The following is a 16,270-nucleotide window of genomic DNA, read 5'->3' on the forward strand; positions in this document are numbered from 1 at the left end:
AGCTGGCTGGGCGATATGTTCAGGTCTGGCGAAGCGAAGCGCACCAAGACGACAGGTGGAGTACGGCCGGGGCGCTTCGCGGTGGGACAAGGATGAGCGTGGAGAGGGGAAGCGTGGAGGATCTGCCCACGTCGGCGACGGAGCCTGACGGCTGCGTGGTCGTGCGCGTGCTCAGTTACAACGTCCGCTCGATGCGCGACGACGTCGACGCTCTCGGCCGGGTGATCCGAGCCTGTCGGCCCGATGTGGTGTGTGTTCAGGAGGCGCCGCGGTTCTTCCGCTGGCGCAAGGCCGCCGCCCGCCTGGCAAGGACCTCCGGACTCGTCTACGTCACGGGCGGCGCCACCGCCTCCGGCCCCCTGATCCTCTCCTCGCTCCGCGCTCACGTGGAGCGCACCGAGGACGTCCTGCTGCCCCGCACCCCCGGCCTGCACCAGCGCGGCTTCGCGACCGCCGTGCTGCGGTTCGGCCGGGCCCGGCTCGGCGTGCTCAGCTGCCACCTGAGCATCGACGACCAGGAGCGCTACGGGCAGGGCAGGCTGCTCCTCGGCCAACTGGCCGCCATGGACGTGCCGCACGCCGTCGCCGCGGGCGATTTCAACGACCGGCCCGACGGCCGTACCTTCGGCCTGCTCGCGGGCGCCCTACAGGACGGCTGGGCGACGAAGCCGTGGGGGCGGGAGCACACCACCCGGTTGGGCGATCCGTTGCAGCGGATCGACGCCGTCTTCGCCACGGAGGGGGTTCAGGTGCTGGGGTGCGGGGTGCCGATGGGGCTCCCCGGAGTCGTGGAACGGGACCTTAGAGCGGCCACGGATCACCTGCCGGTGCTGGCTGCATTGCGGGTTCCCCCTGCCTAGGGCCGGTCGTAGCGCGATTCCCCCCCGCCATGCCGTGGGGGCACCGTCACGGATTCTCGCCGTGCACCGCGGCCCGTCTGACCTTGCCCATGGAGCTCTTCGGCAGTGAGGCGACGAAGTGGACCTCGGCGGGAACCTGGTGCGGCAGGAGTCGGGTGCGGCAGTAGGACGTCAGCTCCGTCGCGGACAGCGGGGCTCCCGCGACGACGGTGGCCCGTACACGCTCGCCGGTGCCGTCGGTCGTCTCGCCCCACACCACCGCCTCGGCGACCGAGGGGTGGGCCAGCAGGATCTGCTCCACCTCAAGGGGGTTCACCTTCTTGCCGCCCACGTTGATGAAGGAGCCCTTGCGTCCGACCAGGTGCAGCTGGCCTTCGGGGCCGAGGCGAGCCACGTCGCCGGTCTCGTACCAGCCGTCACGAAAGGCCCGCCGGGTGGCTTCGGGGTGGCCGAGGTAGTGCGTGAACATCGCGGGCGTCCGCACCAGCAGCGCCCCCTCCTCGCCCGGTGGCACCTGGTGTCCGCGCTCGTCGACGACACGGACCCGTACGCCGGGCATGGGGCGGCCCACGCCGAGGTCCGTGCCCGCGCCGTCCTCGGGACGCCGTGCGGCGATGACTCCGGCCTCCGTGCAGCCGTAGACCTGCTGGATGTCCAGCCCGAGCCGCTCCCTGGCCCGCTGTGCCACGGCAGGTGGCAGGGCCGCCCCCGAGGAGAGGCACAGCCGCAGGGCGTCCGGCGGGCGCGGGGGAGACGAGCCCGCTGCCGCCGCACGCGTCGCGAGGTCGTAGACCATGGGGGCGGCGACGAGCACCGTGCAGGCGTGCTCGTCCAGGGCCCGCAGCAGTTGTGCGGGGGAGAAGCGGCGGAGGAGGACGAGCTGCGCCCCGGCCCGCAGAGCGGTGACGAGTCCGGCGACCATGCCGAAGGAGTGCAGCAGCGGTACGGCGGCCAGGATGCGGTCGTCCGCGGTGATGCCGTAGGCGCGTGTGTAGATGTCGCCGCCGTTGGCGAGGTTGCGCTGTGTGTGGACGGCCGCTTTGGGCTCTCCGGTCGAGCCGGAGGTGTACTGGTGGAGGAAGGGGGCGTCGGGCGTGGCGGTGGTCGGCGGCTCGTCGCCGCCGGACTCCGGCGAGGGTGTGTCGCCCGGGTCCTCCACGGGGATGAACGGGCAGTCGAGCGGATCGTGGTCCTTGAGGCCGTTCAGTGCGGTGAGTCTCGTCGTGTGCCCCACGATGGCCATTTGGCCCAACGTGCCTCGTAGAACGGTCAGTTGGGAGCGGGGTGTGCCAGGTTCGAGGGGGACCAGGCGCAGTCCGAGGTGCGCGGCGGCGAGGAAGGCGACGACGCAGTCCGGGGTGTTCTCCAGAAGCAGCCCCGTCGTGACGTGCTCGGTGAGGCCGTGAGAGCTGAAGCGGTGTGCGGTGGCTCGTACCTGCGCGTGCAGCTCACCGTAGGTGAGGACGTCGTCATCACAGCGTACGGCGACGGCATGGGGGCGGGCTCGGGCGGCGCTTTCAAGTAACACCCCCAGAGTTGTGGGAAGTTGGTGCACTTCGGTGTCAGACGCGGTGGCCATCGATCACGCTCTCCTCTCCGTTCTGGTCCGCGAGTCCGTTCGCCGGTGTCACCGCTCGCGCGTACGGCGCGGGGCGGCGGGCCGGACGCTCGGGGTCGTCGGCGGGGTCGTCGTCGGGCTGCTGGTGGCGGAAGTAGCGGTCGTAGAGGCGGCGGTAGGCTCCGCCGTGGGCCAGCAGGGTCGTGTGGTCGCCCTCCTCGATGATCCGGCCGTCGTCGACGACGACGATCGTGTCCGCCTTGCGGACGGTGGGCAGACGGTGGGCGACGACGATGGTCGTGCGGTCCGCGGCGAGTGCCTCCAGTCCCTCCTGGATCTGTGCCTCCGTCAGGGGATCGATGCTGGCCGTGGCCTCGTCGAGGATCAGTACGGGGGCGTCCTGGAGGAAGACGCGGGCGAGGGCGACGATCTGCCGCTGGCCGGTGGAGAGATTGCGCCCGCCCTCGTCGATGGGGGTGTCCAGGCCCTGCGAGAGCGGTGCCAGCCAGTCGCCGCCCGCCACCGCGCGCGCGGCGGCCTCGATCTCGTCCCGTCCGGCACCCGGTCGGCCACGGGCGATGTTGTCCGCCACCGTCCCGGAGAAGAGGAACGGCGTCTGCGTCACCACGCCGAGGCAGCGCCGGTACTCGTCGAGGTCCAGGGTTCGCACGTCAAGGCCGTCGACGTCGATGCTGCCCTGCTGGAATTCGTAGGCGCGCATGATCAGCCGCACCACGCTGGACTTGCCCGCCCCGGTGTGCCCCACGAGTGCCACGGTGCGGCCCGCCGGAATGGTCAGGCTCACGCCCTTGAGGACGGGATGGTCGGCGTCGTAGCCGAAGTGGACGTCGCGCAGCGTGAACTCGCCGCGCAGGCGTGGCACCGGGACCCGGTCGCGCTGACGCACCGTCGGTTCGCGGTCGACGAGCGCGAAGACCCGCTCTCCCGCGGCCAGGCCCTGCTGAAGCTGGCTCCAGAAGGAGGCGATGCTGGTGAGGGGGGACCAGAAAAGAGCCAGGGCCTCCAGGAACAGCACCCACTCGCCCGCCGACACGGAGCCCGCGTCGACGCCGTGGCCGCCGACCAGGACCACGGCGACCGTGCCCAGTCCCGTGAGCGAGATCAGCAGCGGGAAGATGCCGCTGAACAGGCGGTTCAGCCGCACACTGGCCTGGAACCACTGGTGGTTGACCGCGTGCAGCTCGGCTTGCGCGGACTGCTGGTGGCTGTGGTTGCGCGCCACGGCGATGCCCCGCAGGGTCTCCTGGACGTATCCGTTGACCTCGGCCAGCGCCTGCTGCTGCTGGCGCGAGGCGCTGCGGGCGGCGCGGCGGAAGGCGAGGCTGACGGCGACGATGAGCGCGGCCACCAGAGCCGTCACCAGGGCCAGCGGCACATTGATCACGAAGAGGGCGGTCAGCAGGATCACGATCATCAGTACTTGACCGAGCAGGCTGAGCGCCAGGCTGATCAGCGTCGCGAACGCCTGGGTGTCGTTGGTGACGCGGCTGACCACCACACCGGTGGGGTGGGCGTCGTGGAAGGTCATGTCCTGGCGCATGGCCGCGGCGAACGCCTGCTCCCTCAGTTTGAGCACCACGTCACCGGCCAGTGTTCCGGTCGTGCGCTCCTGGAGAAGGGTGAGCAGCCAGGCGGTGATGCCCGCGACGAGGATGGCCGTGACCAGCAGTGCCAACCGGCCGTCGCCGTCGTCGTTCACGGCCGAGTCCACGGTCCGCGCGAGCAGCAGGGGCACGGCGCTGCCCGCGGTCGCCGCGATGATCACGGCGATGGTCACGAAGGTCACCGCTGTGGCCTTGCCGCGGAAGTACGGAGCGATACGGCGGGTCAGCTCGCGGTCGCCGTAGCGGCGGTCGTAGCCGTCCGGCTCGATGCCCTCCAGCAGATGGGCCATCAGTGGCTCTCCTCCTTCGCGCCCGCGGTGTCCGGGCCGGTGGGCGCCGGCTTGCTCAGGTAGGGCGCGAAGATCCGGCGGTAGAGGGAACAGTCCCGCAGGAGGTGTTCGTGGCTGCCCTGGCCGACGATCCGGCCGGCGTCCAGGACGAGGATGTGGTCGGCCGCCCGGATGCGGGACAGCCGGGGGGTGACGAGGAACGTGGTGCGTCCGGCCGAGGCCTGGCGCATGGCGCGTTGCACCTCGTACTCGGTGGCGCTGTCGACGGCGCTGGTGGCGTCGTCCACGGCGAGGATCCGGGGGTCGGCGACCAGTGCGCGGGCGATGGCGAGGCGTTGGCGCTGTCCGCCGGAGAGGGTGACACCGCGCTGGCCGACGACGGTGTCGTAGCCGTTCTCGGTCGCCGTGATGAAGTCGTGTGCCTGGGCGATGCGGGCCGCGGCTTCCAGGCGGGCGCGGTCGGTGCCGGTGTCCGATCCGAGGCTGAGGTTGTCCGCGATGGTGCGGGAGAAGAGCACCACGTCCTGCTCGATGACGGAGATGCGCGAGCGCAGCGACGTGGTGTCCCAGTCGGTGGTGGCGACGCCGTCGATCAGGACGTGCCCCGCGTCCGGTGTGTAGGTGCGGTTCAGCAGATGCAGCAGGGTGGACTTGCCGCTGCCGGTGGCGCCGACGATGGCCACGGTGGTGCCGGGGGCCACGTGGAACGACACGTCGCGCAGCACGGGTTTGCCGGGTTCGTAGCCGAAGGTGACGTTGTCCATGGCGACTTCGCCGGTGAGGGGCGCGATGTGCCGCCCGCCCCGCTCGTCCTCGTTCTCGGGGTCGTCGACGACCTCCTTGATGCGCTGTGCTCCCGCCATGCCGAGGTAGATGAGTCCGAGGCTGAAGGACGCCAGCTGGGTGGGGGCTCGCAGGGTGCCCATCAGCCCCAGTACGGCGACGAGTTCGCCGATGGTCAGGGAGCCCGCGTGCAGCAGGATCACGGAGTGCACCAGGGCGCCGACCGTGGCGAGGGCCAGCAGCAGTGGGGGCAGGGCCAGTGCCTGGGTGCGGATCTGGCGTACGGAGGCGTCCCGGTAGGCCCTGGCCAGTTCGGCGAACCGGGCGCGCTCCTCGTCGGCTCCGCCGGTGGATCCCACCACTTCGATCCCGGCGATGCTCTCCGAGGCCTGGGCCGTCATGTCGCCGAAGCGTTCGCGTGCGAGGTCGGACACGGGTTCCAGGCGCCGTCCGTGCTCGGCCAGGGCCACGGCGAACAGCAGCACGAAGGAAAAGGGGGAGAGCAGCAGCCGCCAATCCACCAGGGCGATGAAGACGATCGGCATCAGGATGTTCAGCGCCAGATCGACGGCCAGGTCGAAGCCGGGCGACACCATCAGGTTCAGTGACTCCGCGTCGCCGGTGGCCCGGGCCGACAGGTCGCCGACCCGACGCCGGTTGAAGTAGCTCTGGCCCTTGCGGAGCAGGCTGGCGAAGACCTGGGCGCGCGCGTTGCGTTCCAGTCCGCTGGCGAAGGACTCCAGGCAGTAGGTGGACATGATGCCGCCCAACGCCCGGACGACCACGAGTGCGAGGAGTACCGCGACGATGCCGTGGAAGGCGCCGAAGTCGGGTGTCCCGTCGTCCTGGTCGAGGACGGCGTCGAAGGCCAGACCGGTGACCAGGGGGATCGCCGCGGTCAGTGTCTGCCAGGCCAGGCTGCCCAGCAGGAACAGGGCGATGTACGGCCTGAAGGGCCGCATCTGCGCGAGCAGCCAGCGGGGCACGCTGTCCTGAGCGCCTGCGCCGGACTCCGGCAGGGGAGGGGCACTCGGGCCGGCCGGATCCTCCCCGCGCGGGATGGTCTCGGCGGTCATCGGCTCTCCTTGTCTGTGTCGACGGCCGTGGAGTCCTCGGACCCGGAGAGGTCCGGAAAAGACAATCGGCGCATGGTTTTCGGCCACGGTTCAGCGAATTCCCGGCTGCACGGCACGCCGGGGATTTCCGGCCCGTCCTGTGAATTGGGCTGGGCTGGAAGGGGAGTGCGGCGGGGGCGACTCGGTGTGCCGCGGGTGCACTCGCGGGCAGGAAACGGGTGTACGGGTGGGGCATACGGGCGTGCGGTACGGGCAAAGGTGCTGTCCCCGGGTATAGGTGCACGTGTGCGCACCCGGCGCGTATTGATGGAGCGCAATCGGAGTATTGAGACGGTGTGACCGAAGTCGTGGGCGGACTTGGCCGGATGAGGGTCGTAGCTGTTCAGAGAGGTTTCGATGGGGGCGGACGGCGCATCTTCGGCATCATGGATTTCCCTGGCACGCGAACGGTCCGGGGCGTGCCGTGGCATGGAAGCTACTTGTTTTCACGGCGAAACGAAAGTCCGCCCATGAGTTGCGCAAACAGCTTGTGCTTGAAAATTAAATCAATGCCTGAAGGGGCCTCCAATCGAAAATTTCGGGCCGCCTGGCCTGAATGGGATGCGTCAAGTTGAATGGTTGATCTCACTCGAATCGTGTGGGTACTGTGATGAGCTCCAGTGCTGGAACGGGTGTTCAAGTGAGCCGCTATTGCCTGTGCGCGATGGTGAGTCGGCCACAGCCTGACCGTGGACGGCGCGGGGGCGGCGGCATCTCCCCGCGCTGGATACGCCGGAGCGCGTGGCGGCAGTGAGGAGGAGTGAGAGTGAGCCAGACGCTGTGCCACCCCCCGTCTCAAGGAGAACAGCTCGGTGTGATCACTCTGGTGCGCAACGGATTCCTGCAGCTCGGGCTGCAAGCCGTGCTGTCGACGACCCCCTTGGTGAGGGAGGTCAGACATTGCGCCGACTGGAGTGAGTTGGAGGACACTCTGGGTGCCAACAAAGTCGACGTCCTGGTCCTGCACGAGAAGGACTGCGGCCCTGATCGGGGTGTGCTGGCCGACGCCCGGCGCCGGCGCCCCAAAGTGCTGCTGCTGCTCAGCAGCAGCGACGTGTCCGAGGAGATCCTCGCGGGGCCCTCGGTCCCCGATGGATTTCTGGTCGAGAGCGAGTTGACCGCCTCCGCGGTCGAGGAGGCGCTCCAGCGGATAGTGGTGGGGGAGGTGCCCATGCCCACCTCGGTCACCCGGGCTCTGCTGCATCGCGTCCGGGAGCCGGAACAGCAGCGTTGGCGCCGTGATGTCCCGCTGACCGGCCGGGAGAACGAGGTGCTGCCGATGCTGGCCGAGGGGCTGAGCAACAAGCAGATAGCCCGGCGCCTCGGCATCTCCAGCCATGGTGTCAAACGCATCGTCGCCAGCCTGCTGCTCAAGCTCGGAGCGCCCAACCGGACGGCCGCGGTGGTCACCGCCATACAGAACGGTCTCATTGCCTACTGATCGGCCCCGCTCGCCCGCGGGCCATCTTGTCCCTGCCCGCTCGGTGGAAGGGAAACCCGTATGTATCGCTGCTCACCGTGTCCGAGCGGTGTGTGAAGCCTCCCGTGGGCGCCCGTTCAGTGTGCCCGAACGGGCAGTTCTCAAGAGGTGGGTGTGCCCGAACGGGCAGACCCGAAGCGCCGGGTGACGCTCTCGCGGCGCCGGCGCTACGGTGATCCCGGGTGTGAAGCCTGCGGCAACTCACCGTGGGTTCGGGCGTGCAAGCCCGCCGAAGCCCACCGCGCGACATCGCCCGTATCCGGGCCGGCCGACCGGCCTGGCGGGGCGGTGCACGCACGCCGGCCTGGCAGGGCGGCACACGTACACCCCCACCTCCCCTCACCATGCCTGACCGTGCTGGAAAGGAGCGAGCCGTGGCGGAATTCGTCCGGTACCGTACCCCCCTCGGCGGAGGACGAGCCGTCACCGCGCCGGCCACCTGCGCACAGCGGCACATATGGAACCTGATCCAGCGTCAACTGCCCGACGCCGCCTTCTACGACATCTGCTACTGGGTGGCGCTGCCCGGCCACGGCGCCGCACAGGACCTCCTCGACGTCTTCGCCGAACTGCTCAGGCGCCACGAGTCACTGCGCACCTCCTTCCATCGGGGCGCAGACGGCTCACTGGTCCAACAGGTCATGGACTCGGCGGAGTTCGAGACCGAGGTGTGGACCCTCACGCCGGACGAGGACCGCGACAGCGTGCTGGACACCTGGCAGCGCCGTATGCGGCACACCCCCTTCGAGGCCGCGCAGGCCCCGCTGATCCGGTTCATGGTGATCGTCGCCGACGGTTCCCCGGTGCTCGCCGCGTACTGCGTGTCCCACCTCGTGGTGGACCTGACGTCCCTGCGCCTGCTGGCCGATGAGGTCACCGCCCTGCTCGACGCCCGGGCAGCCGGTCGCCCCCTGCCGCCCGCCGTGCCGGCTCGGCAGCCCGTTGAGCAGGCGCAGTTGGAGAACTCACCGCGCGGCCGGGCCCTGCAGGCGCGGGCGCGCGCCTACTGGTGCCGCCAGCTCGCGGGCGCGCCCGCCACCCTGTTCCCGCCGCGCAACGGTGCCGGGGGCAGCCTGGCGGCGCCGGTCCGCTACAGCGCCGCCATGGAATCCCGGGCGGTGGCGCTCGCGGTACCGCTCCTGGCACGGCGCTGGCGGGTGAGTACCTCCGTCGTTCTGCTGACCGTCGTCGCCCAGCTCCTGGGCCGCCGCGCGGGGACGCCGTCGTGCACCCTGCGCCTGCTCGCCGCCAACCGGTCGGACCCGGAACTGCGCGGCACCATCGGCAATCTGCACTCGGAGGTGGCCGTGACGATCGGCCTGGAGGGCGAGCGCATCGAGGACATCGCACGCCGCGCCTTCGCCGAGTGCACCGCCGCGTACGCGAATGGTCTTTACGACCCCGACGAGGTGGCGGACCTGATCGCCTCCGCCCACGGGCCCGGTGTGCCCGTCGACCTCTCGTACTGCTTCAACGACGTCCGGCTGGAGCACGCCCTGCCTCCCGAGGTCGAGGGTGGTGCCGCGGTGTCCGGCGCCGCCCTGCGAGCCGCGATGGCCGACACCGTCGTCGCACCCGACGAGTTCGAGGAGGGAGAGACCTTCTTCCTCGTGATCGACGATGAGATTCCGGGCCGGATCCGGCTGGTGCTCAACGCCGACCACCGGGCGCTCACGCCGTCCCAGGTGCATGGATTCCTGTACGACGTCGAGCGCTCACTCGTCGAGTACGTCGAAGGCGCGGGGCAGCGGGCCATGGAAGAACGCGGCGCGGCCGCAGGCGGTCTCGGCGGCCGGTCCCTTCTCTAGCTTCTCCCGGCTTCGCACGAACAGGGAAGGGACCACCTGGCGCGGGGGCGTGCGTCCGGCGGACCGGTGAGCCGTTCCGGGCCGCTCCCGCGCTGTCGCGCCACGGTTCACGGCACCTGTGTCAGGCTCTGTCCGGCTCCACCTGCGAGCCGGTGCTACCGCATGCCTGGCCATGCCTCTCCTGCGGTAAAGGGCTCGCGCACACCCGTACACGCAAGGCTCCGGCCAGGGAACTCCCGCCAGGAGCCCGGAAGGCGGGTCCGTACGCTCGATGCTCCCCGGGAGCCACCGTGCCCGCCATGCGCATTCGACCGGGCGATCGGCGTAGCCGAATGACCCTAGCCCAAAGTGGGGGTGTTCGATCACCGGGGATCCCGGTGAGACTGTTTCCGGGCCGTCCGGATCACGGCCATCCATCGGCGATCGCCGGTCATCCCTGTGTCCCAGGCCTGTCCGTGGCGCCGCTCCCGACCCGCGTTGTCTTCGGACACCGGAACAGAGAGCGCTCCCAACGCCCTGCACCTGCCCGCCCCTCTCAACAGTCGGCAACCACCCTTACGCGACCACCTCGTGACGGGAACACATGTCCGCATTTGTTGATCAACTCATCTATGGAAACGCCGAGTTCACCTGTGACCGTGTGCTGCCGTCGATGGAGTGCGGCCGGTGAACGTCCGTACCGCCGGACCGGTGGTCACGGATCCGGGCGGCCCCGGGGCCGCCCCATACGGACCGAAGCCGGTCGAGAACCCCGCGCTCGGCGAGGTCTTCGCCCAGACCCCGGGGTGTACGCCCGAACAGCTCGACAGGGTGTTGGGGGACGCAGCCCGCGCGTACCCCGACTGGGCGGCGACACCCTTGGAGGCCCGTCGCGAGCGGCTCCTCTCCTGCCACCGCGCCCTGTTGGCCGCGGTGGGCCCTATGGCCGAACTGCTCACCAGGGAGCAGGGCAAGCCCCTCACACACGCCCGGGCCGAAGTCGGCCTCGCGGCCGAGTGGTTCGCCCACACCGCGCGGTTGGAGCTCGCGCCGCAACGGCTGGTCGACGAGCCCGCCGCTCGCGTCGGCCTGGAGCGCGTGCCGCACGGAGTGGTCGCCGCCATCGCGCCCTCCAACTACCCGATTCTGCTGGCCGTCTGCAAGATCGCCCCCGCGCTGCTGGCCGGCAACACCGTGGTCCTCAAGCCTTCGCCGGACACGCCGATGTCCAGCCTGATGATGGGCCGGATCCTGGGCGAGGTCCTGCCCGCCGGTACGTTCGCGGTCGTGGACGGCGGCGCCGAGCTGGGGGCCCGGCTGACCGCCCACCCCGTGGTCCGGCTCGTCTCGTTCACCGGCTCGGTCGGCGCCGGACGGGCCATCGCCCGGCAGGCCGCGGCCGACCTCAAACGGGTCGTGCTGGAGCTCGGCGGCAATGACCCGGCCGTCGTCCTGCCCGGCACGGACGTCCTGCCCGTCGCGCGGGAGCTGTTCACCAGGGCCATGACCAACAGCGGACAGTTCTGCGCCGCGGTCAAGCGCGTCTACGCGCCCCGGGCCCAGTACCGCCAACTCGCCGAGGCCATGGCGGACATGGCGCGCTCGGCCGTCGTGGGCGACGGGCTCGACCCGGCCACCGAGTACGGTCCGCTCGTCAGCCGCGCCCAGCTGGACCGGGTCGCGGGCATGGTGGACGAGGCCGTGGGCTGCGGCGCCCGGGTCCTGGCCGGCGGCCATGTCCTGGACAGGGCAGGCCACTTCTATCCCCCCACCGTCGTCACCGACCTTCCGCCCGGCAGCCGCCTGGAAGAGGAGGAGCAGTTCGGCCCGGTGGTCCCCGTCATCCCCTACGACGACCCGGAGCAGGTGATCGCCCGGGCCAACGCCTCGCCCTATGGGCTGGGCTGCTCCCTGTGGGGCGACGAGGACCGGGCGCGGGCCCTGGCCGGGCGGCCGGAGTGCGGAACCGTATGGATCAACACCCACGGCGACCTGCGGCACGACGTGCCGTTCGGCGGTCACCGGCACTCGGGGATCGGCGTCGAGTACGGCGCATGGGGTCTGAACGAGTACACGCAGCTCAAGGTGCATCACATCGCGCTTCGCCAAGCAGATCGGGAGATGTCATGAGTGACAGCAGGCCGTTGGGCGTCGACGGAACGGAGGGAATCGACCTGACGGGAGTCAGTGTCTTCGTCGGCGGCCCCATCCAGCACGCGATCCGCGACGACGGCTTCCACCAGCCGCTGCGCAACACGATCGGCGACATCATCGAGGCCGTCTCGGTCGTCCACGGCACGGTGTTCTCGGCACATGTCGCAGAGAAGTTCGGTGTGGACACGCCGCTGTTCTCGCCCGATCAGGTCAGTGTGCGGGACTTCGGCTGGATGCGCCGCTGCGATGTGTTCGTACCGGTGCTTCCCGTGGACGCGGCCGGTGAGCTGATGCGCACCGACGGCACCCATGTCGAGCTCGGCTGGGCCTCCGCGCTGGGCAGGCCCATCGTCGTCGTCACCCCGATGCCGATGGCGGCCAACGCCAGTCATCTGCTGCGCGGGCTGCCCACCGTCGCCGACGTCACCGTCTTCGACCTGGCCGAGGCGCGCGCCAACCCCGTCGAACTGCTCCGGCTGCTGGAGAAGCTGGGCCGGGAGGCCGTGATGTCGAAGTGACGGCCACCAAGGACGCGCGAAGCACTCCCGAGGACGCCGACGCGGTACAGGTGCCCGCGCCGGTGGAGGTTCTCGGGCTGAGGCTGCAGTCACCCGTCGTCGTGGGATCCGGTCTCCTCACCGACCAGGAACGCAACATCCGCCGGCTGATCGAGGGCGGGGCGGGGGCAGTGGTCACCAAGACCATCCACCCCGACCCCGGCCCCTCGGGCAACGAACGCCTGCTCCGCCTGCCCACGGGCATGCTCAACAACACCACGTACTCCCGTCGCTCCGTGGACGACTGGTGCGCGATGCTGCGCCGGTTCGCCGACGACGGCCTGCCGGTGATCACCTCCGTGCACGCGGACTCACCGGCCGCACTCGCCGATCTGGCGGAGCGCGTGACCGGCGCGGGCAGCGTCGCCCTGGAGCTCGGCATCTCGTGCCTGAACGAGGAGGGCGGCGGCCTGGAGGACACTCCCGAGCGTGTCGCCGCGTACACCGAGGCGGTGCGGCGCCGCACCCCGGTGCCGTTCAGCGTCAAGCTGGCGATCGGGGAGCGGGTGCGCGAGCGCATCGACGCCGCCACGGCCTCGGGCGCGGACGCGATCACCCTGAGCGACACCATCGCCGGGCTCGCCGTCGACGCCGACACCGGTGAGGTGCGCCTGGGAGGAGCGTTCGGCTACTCGGGGCCCGGCATCAAACCGCTCGTGCTCGCCGAGATCTTCGGCCTGCGCCGCGACGGGCTGACCGTGCCGGTCATGGCGAGCGGCGGAGTCAAGGACGCCGTGGACGTGGCGGAGTACCTGAGCGTGGGCGCCGACGCCGTACAGGTCTACACGGCGTTGCACCGCAACATGCACGCCACGCTCCGCGGCATCCGCCAGGGCTTCGACGACTGGCTGGCCTCGCGCGGCGGCACGGTCGCGGACCTTGTGGGACAGAGCGTGAAGAGGTCATGAGGTGAAGGCGATGCGGCAACGCACCACGAACGTACCCCGCTACCAGGACCTGACCAGTCCGCAGGTGCCTCGCACCGTGGGCGGTGCCACCTTGGTGTGGCCGGTGGGAGGACTGGAGCAGCACGGCCCCCACCTCCCGCTCTCGGTCGACATGGACATCCCGGAAGCCCTGGCGCGGCAGGTGGTCGCGGAGAGCGGCGGTCTGCTGCTGCCCGGCCAGCCGCTCTCGGCCAGGTCGCTGCCGCAGAGCGGGGGCGGACTGCGTTTCCCGGGCACCGTGCACATCGGCGGCGCCACGTTCATCGACTACCTCACGGACTGTCTGAGGTCCCTCTCCCGCCTCGGCCTCGGTCGGCTCGTCGTGATCAACGGGCACTACGAGAACGAGGGCCTGCTCTTCGAGGCGATCGACGGCTGCGCCCAGGACACCCTGTTCGCGGACACCGAGGTGGTCGCGTTCAGCTGGTGGAGTCTGGTCACCGACGGCTGGCTCGGCGAGCACATCCCGCACTTCCCGGGATGGCACGCCGAGCACGCGGGCCTGACCGAGACCAGCCTGATGATGTATCTGCGCCCCGATGCCGTCCGCGCGGAGCGCCCCAGCCACTCCTCGCCACCGCCCGCGGGGGTGTACCGGCACCCCGTCGACGTGGACGAGATCTCCAACCAGGGTGTGCTGTCCTCGGCCGTCGGCGCCTCCGCCGAACTGGGGGAGCGCCTGTTCTGGCACCTCGTCGACGGCGTCGTCGAACTCCTCGGCAAACCGTCCCGGGTCCCGTGAACACGACGGGTTCCAGCAGCCGAGGACGGGCCGCCCGCGATACGTACCGGTGACTCCACCTTCCCACGCCACTCCCAGGGGGCTATGCCAATGCCATCGACCAGGCCGTACGAGGACTACGACGTGTGTGTCGTCGGGCTGGGCTATGTCGGCGTCACACTCACCGCCGCGCTGCTCACCACGGGCAGAAGCGTGCTCGGCTACGAGACCAACCCCAAGGCGGCCGACGAACTCGCCCGGGGCGTACTGGAGTTGGCCGAGCCGGGCGTCGAAGAGGAGATCAAGGGCGGGGCCGCGAGCGGTGCCTTCGCCGTCACCACCGACCTCGGCGGGCGGAAGCTGCCGCCCGTCGTCATCATCTGCGTCGGCACGCCGATCGAGGCCGGCGGGACCACACCCGATCTGAGCCATCTGCGGGCCGCCACCGAGGCGATCGCGGCGGGCATCGACGAGACCACCGTGGTCATCGTGCGCAGCACGGTGCCGGTGGGCACCTCGCGGAGTTTGGTGCTGCCCCTCCTGCGCGACAGGATCCCCGAACCGCTGCTCGCCTACTGCCCCGAGCGCACCATCCAGGGCCAGGCGCTGGCGGAACTGCTGTCCCTGCCGCAGATCGTCGGTGGCCTCTCCGACGAGGCGGCCAAGCGGGCCGCGGAGTTCTTCGCCACCCTCTCCGACCAGGTGGTGCCCGTGTCCTCGCTGGAGAGCGCCGAACTGGTCAAGCTGGTGTGCAACTGCCACACCGACCTGATCTACGGCTTCGGCAACGAGATCGCGCTCATCACCGAGACGCTCGGCCTGGACGCGCGGGAGGTCATCGACTCCGCCAACCTCGGCTATCCCCGGCCCACTTTGCACAAGCCGGGCTTCGTCGGCGGCAGCTGCCTGACCAAGGACCCGTACCTGCTCGCGCACTCGGTCGCCGCGTACGACCACACACCCCAGATGATCACCGCGGCGCGCACGCTCAACGAGTCCATGCCGCGCAGGGTCGGCGAACGCGTCCTGGCCGCGCTATGGGAGCAGGGCAGGGACCCGGCCGACGCCAGGATCCTGATCTCGGGCTTCGCGTACAAGGGCCGTCCCGAGACCGACGATCTGCGCGGCGCCCCCTACGAGCGGCTGCTGCCGTTCCTCAGGGGGCGCGTGAAGGAGATCGTCGGCCACGACTTCGTGGTGCCGTCGGCCCGGATCGAGTCGCTGGGCGTCCGGGCGGTCGGTCTGACCGAGGGCTTCACCGGCGCGCACGCGGCCATCCTCCTCAACGACCACCAGCGCTACGGCGACGTCGACGCCGCCGGCCTGGTGGCGCGCATGGCGGATCCGGCACTGGTCTATGACACCTGGCGGGTCCTGCCGCCCTCGACGAAGGCGATGAGGCTCGGCCGTGCGTAAGAAGATCCTGATCACCGGAGGAGCGGGCTTCATCGGCCTGCATCTGGCCCGCCGTCTGGCAGCCACCTGCGAGGTCACCCTGCTCGACGACTTCAGCAGGGGCCGGTACGACGCGGAGCTGTCCGCGCTGCCCGGCCCGGTCGAGGTCGTCGAGCACGACCTGACCACGCCCGTGCCCGACGGACTGCTCCCGGACGACTTCGCCGAGGTCTACCACCTGGCCGCCGTCGTCGGTGTCGCCCACTCCAACGACAACCCCCGGCGGGTGCTGCGCACCAACCTGCTCACCACCGTCCACCTCCTCGACTGGTTCTCCGGCCTGACCGGAGCCACCCTCTGCTTCGCCTCCTCCAGCGAGGCGTACGCGGGCAGCGTCGAGGCCGGCATCGCGTCCGTCCCCACCGCCGAGGACGTGCCGCTGATGCTTCCCGATCCCACGGTGCCCCGCTCCTCGTACGGCTTCAGCAAGATCGCCGGAGAGCTGCTGTGCCGCACCTACGCGCGCACCCACGGCTTCGCCCTGCGCATGGTGCGCTTCCACAACGTCTACGGACCCCGGATGGGATACGAGCATGTGATCCCGCAGTTCATCGAGCGGCTGCTCGGCGGCGCGGACCCCTTCGAGATCCACGGAGCCGACCAGACGCGCGCGTTCTGCTACGTCGACGACGCCGTCGACGCCATCACCGCGCTGACCGCCCTGCCCACCAAGGAGCCGCTGCTGGTCAACGTCGGCAACGACCAGGAGGAGATCCTCATCAGGGACCTGGCCCGGAGCGTCTTCGACGCCCTGGGCCGGCACCCGGCCGTCGACGCCCATCCCGCGCCCCCGCTGTCGCCTGCCCGGCGCCTGCCCGACATCTCCCGGCTGCGCGAACTGACCGGGCACCGCCCCTCGGTGGCACTGGGCGAGGGGCTGCGCCGTACCTGCGAGTGGTACGCCCGGGACATCGCGGCCCGCGGAAGCGGAGCGTGAG

At 70.5% G+C, this 16,270-nt stretch carries 12 protein-coding genes; 9 read left to right on the forward strand and 3 right to left on the reverse strand.

What is annotated here, in order from left to right; genetic code table 11:
• The first annotated feature begins 113 nt into the window (after positions 1-113).
• Positions 114-860 carry an endonuclease/exonuclease/phosphatase family protein gene (locus BX283_RS36725; RefSeq protein WP_373979342.1) on the forward strand — a complete coding sequence of 249 codons (747 nt, stop codon included), beginning with the start codon at positions 114-116 and terminating at the stop codon, positions 858-860.
• A gap of 46 nt (positions 861-906) precedes the next feature.
• On the opposite strand, the gene BX283_RS36730 is transcribed toward BX283_RS36725, so the two are convergent.
• Genes BX283_RS36730 through BX283_RS36740 form a run of 3 tightly spaced genes read right to left on the reverse strand, consistent with a single transcriptional unit; the run spans position 907 to position 6,192 of the window.
• Positions 907-2,388, reverse strand: coding sequence for a class I adenylate-forming enzyme family protein (locus BX283_RS36730; protein WP_180357367.1), 1,482 nt, complete (start codon positions 2,386-2,388; stop codon positions 907-909).
• 34 nt (positions 2,389-2,422) lie between these two features.
• The gene (locus BX283_RS36735; protein WP_101391709.1) at positions 2,423-4,333 is read right to left on the reverse strand and encodes an ABC transporter ATP-binding protein; all 1,911 of its coding nucleotides are present in this window, start codon (positions 4,331-4,333) and stop codon (positions 2,423-2,425) included.
• The gene (locus tag BX283_RS36740; protein ID WP_101391710.1) at positions 4,333-6,192 is read right to left on the reverse strand and encodes an ABC transporter ATP-binding protein; all 1,860 of its coding nucleotides are present in this window, start codon (positions 6,190-6,192) and stop codon (positions 4,333-4,335) included. Before BX283_RS36740 ends, BX283_RS36735 begins: the two co-directional genes overlap by 1 nt.
• 853 nt (positions 6,193-7,045) lie before the next feature.
• On the opposite strand from BX283_RS36740, the gene BX283_RS36745 reads away from it, so the two are divergent.
• From BX283_RS36745 to BX283_RS36780, 8 genes are all read left to right on the forward strand, one after another.
• Positions 7,046-7,672: a response regulator transcription factor gene (locus tag BX283_RS36745; protein WP_101391711.1), complete on the forward strand. Its 627-nt coding sequence runs from the start codon at positions 7,046-7,048 to the stop codon at positions 7,670-7,672.
• Positions 7,673-8,085: 413 nt separating this feature from the next.
• Complete coding sequence (locus tag BX283_RS36750; protein WP_180357368.1) at positions 8,086-9,519, forward strand: condensation domain-containing protein; 1,434 nt, start codon at positions 8,086-8,088, stop codon at positions 9,517-9,519.
• Between the two features lie 666 nt (positions 9,520-10,185).
• Positions 10,186-11,628 (forward strand): aldehyde dehydrogenase family protein, encoded by a 1,443-nt coding sequence (locus tag BX283_RS36755; protein ID WP_257584124.1) that lies wholly within the window; start codon positions 10,186-10,188, stop codon positions 11,626-11,628.
• Positions 11,625-12,170, forward strand: a complete 546-nt coding sequence (locus BX283_RS36760; RefSeq protein ID WP_218976549.1) for a nucleoside 2-deoxyribosyltransferase — start codon at positions 11,625-11,627, stop codon at positions 12,168-12,170. Before BX283_RS36755 ends, BX283_RS36760 begins: the two co-directional genes overlap by 4 nt.
• Entirely contained in the window at positions 12,167-13,117 is a 951-nt protein-coding gene (locus tag BX283_RS36765; protein WP_257584125.1) for a dihydroorotate dehydrogenase, read from the forward strand. Before BX283_RS36760 ends, BX283_RS36765 begins: the two co-directional genes overlap by 4 nt.
• 10 nt (positions 13,118-13,127) lie before the next feature.
• Positions 13,128-13,898 (forward strand): creatininase family protein, encoded by a 771-nt coding sequence (locus BX283_RS36770; RefSeq protein ID WP_101392811.1) that lies wholly within the window; start codon positions 13,128-13,130, stop codon positions 13,896-13,898.
• Between the two features lie 90 nt (positions 13,899-13,988).
• Positions 13,989-15,293, forward strand: coding sequence for a nucleotide sugar dehydrogenase (locus BX283_RS36775; protein WP_101391713.1), 1,305 nt, complete (start codon positions 13,989-13,991; stop codon positions 15,291-15,293).
• Positions 15,286-16,269 carry an NAD(P)-dependent oxidoreductase gene (locus tag BX283_RS36780; protein ID WP_101391714.1) on the forward strand — a complete coding sequence of 328 codons (984 nt, stop codon included), beginning with the start codon at positions 15,286-15,288 and terminating at the stop codon, positions 16,267-16,269. The genes BX283_RS36775 and BX283_RS36780 overlap by 8 nt, the downstream gene beginning before the upstream one ends.
• Position 16,270 lies beyond the last annotated feature (1 nt).

It is taken from the genome of Streptomyces sp. TLI_146 (assembly GCF_002846415.1).
In the GTDB taxonomy this organism is placed as follows: Bacteria; Actinomycetota; Actinomycetes; order Streptomycetales; family Streptomycetaceae; genus Streptomyces.

What these genes read in the sequence shown, in the direction of transcription:
- BX283_RS36775 (WP_101391713.1), top strand. Translation starts at nt 13,989, where the DNA reads ATGCCATCGACCAGGCCGTACGAGGACTACGACGTGTGTGTCGTCGGG.
- BX283_RS36740 (WP_101391710.1), bottom strand. Translation starts at nt 6,192, where the DNA reads ATGACCGCCGAGACCATCCCGCGCGGGGAGGATCCGGCCGGCCCGAGT.
- BX283_RS36770 (WP_101392811.1), top strand. Translation starts at nt 13,128, where the DNA reads ATGCGGCAACGCACCACGAACGTACCCCGCTACCAGGACCTGACCAGT.
- BX283_RS36735 (WP_101391709.1), bottom strand. Translation starts at nt 4,333, where the DNA reads ATGGCCCATCTGCTGGAGGGCATCGAGCCGGACGGCTACGACCGCCGC.
- BX283_RS36760 (WP_218976549.1), top strand. Translation starts at nt 11,625, where the DNA reads ATGAGTGACAGCAGGCCGTTGGGCGTCGACGGAACGGAGGGAATCGAC.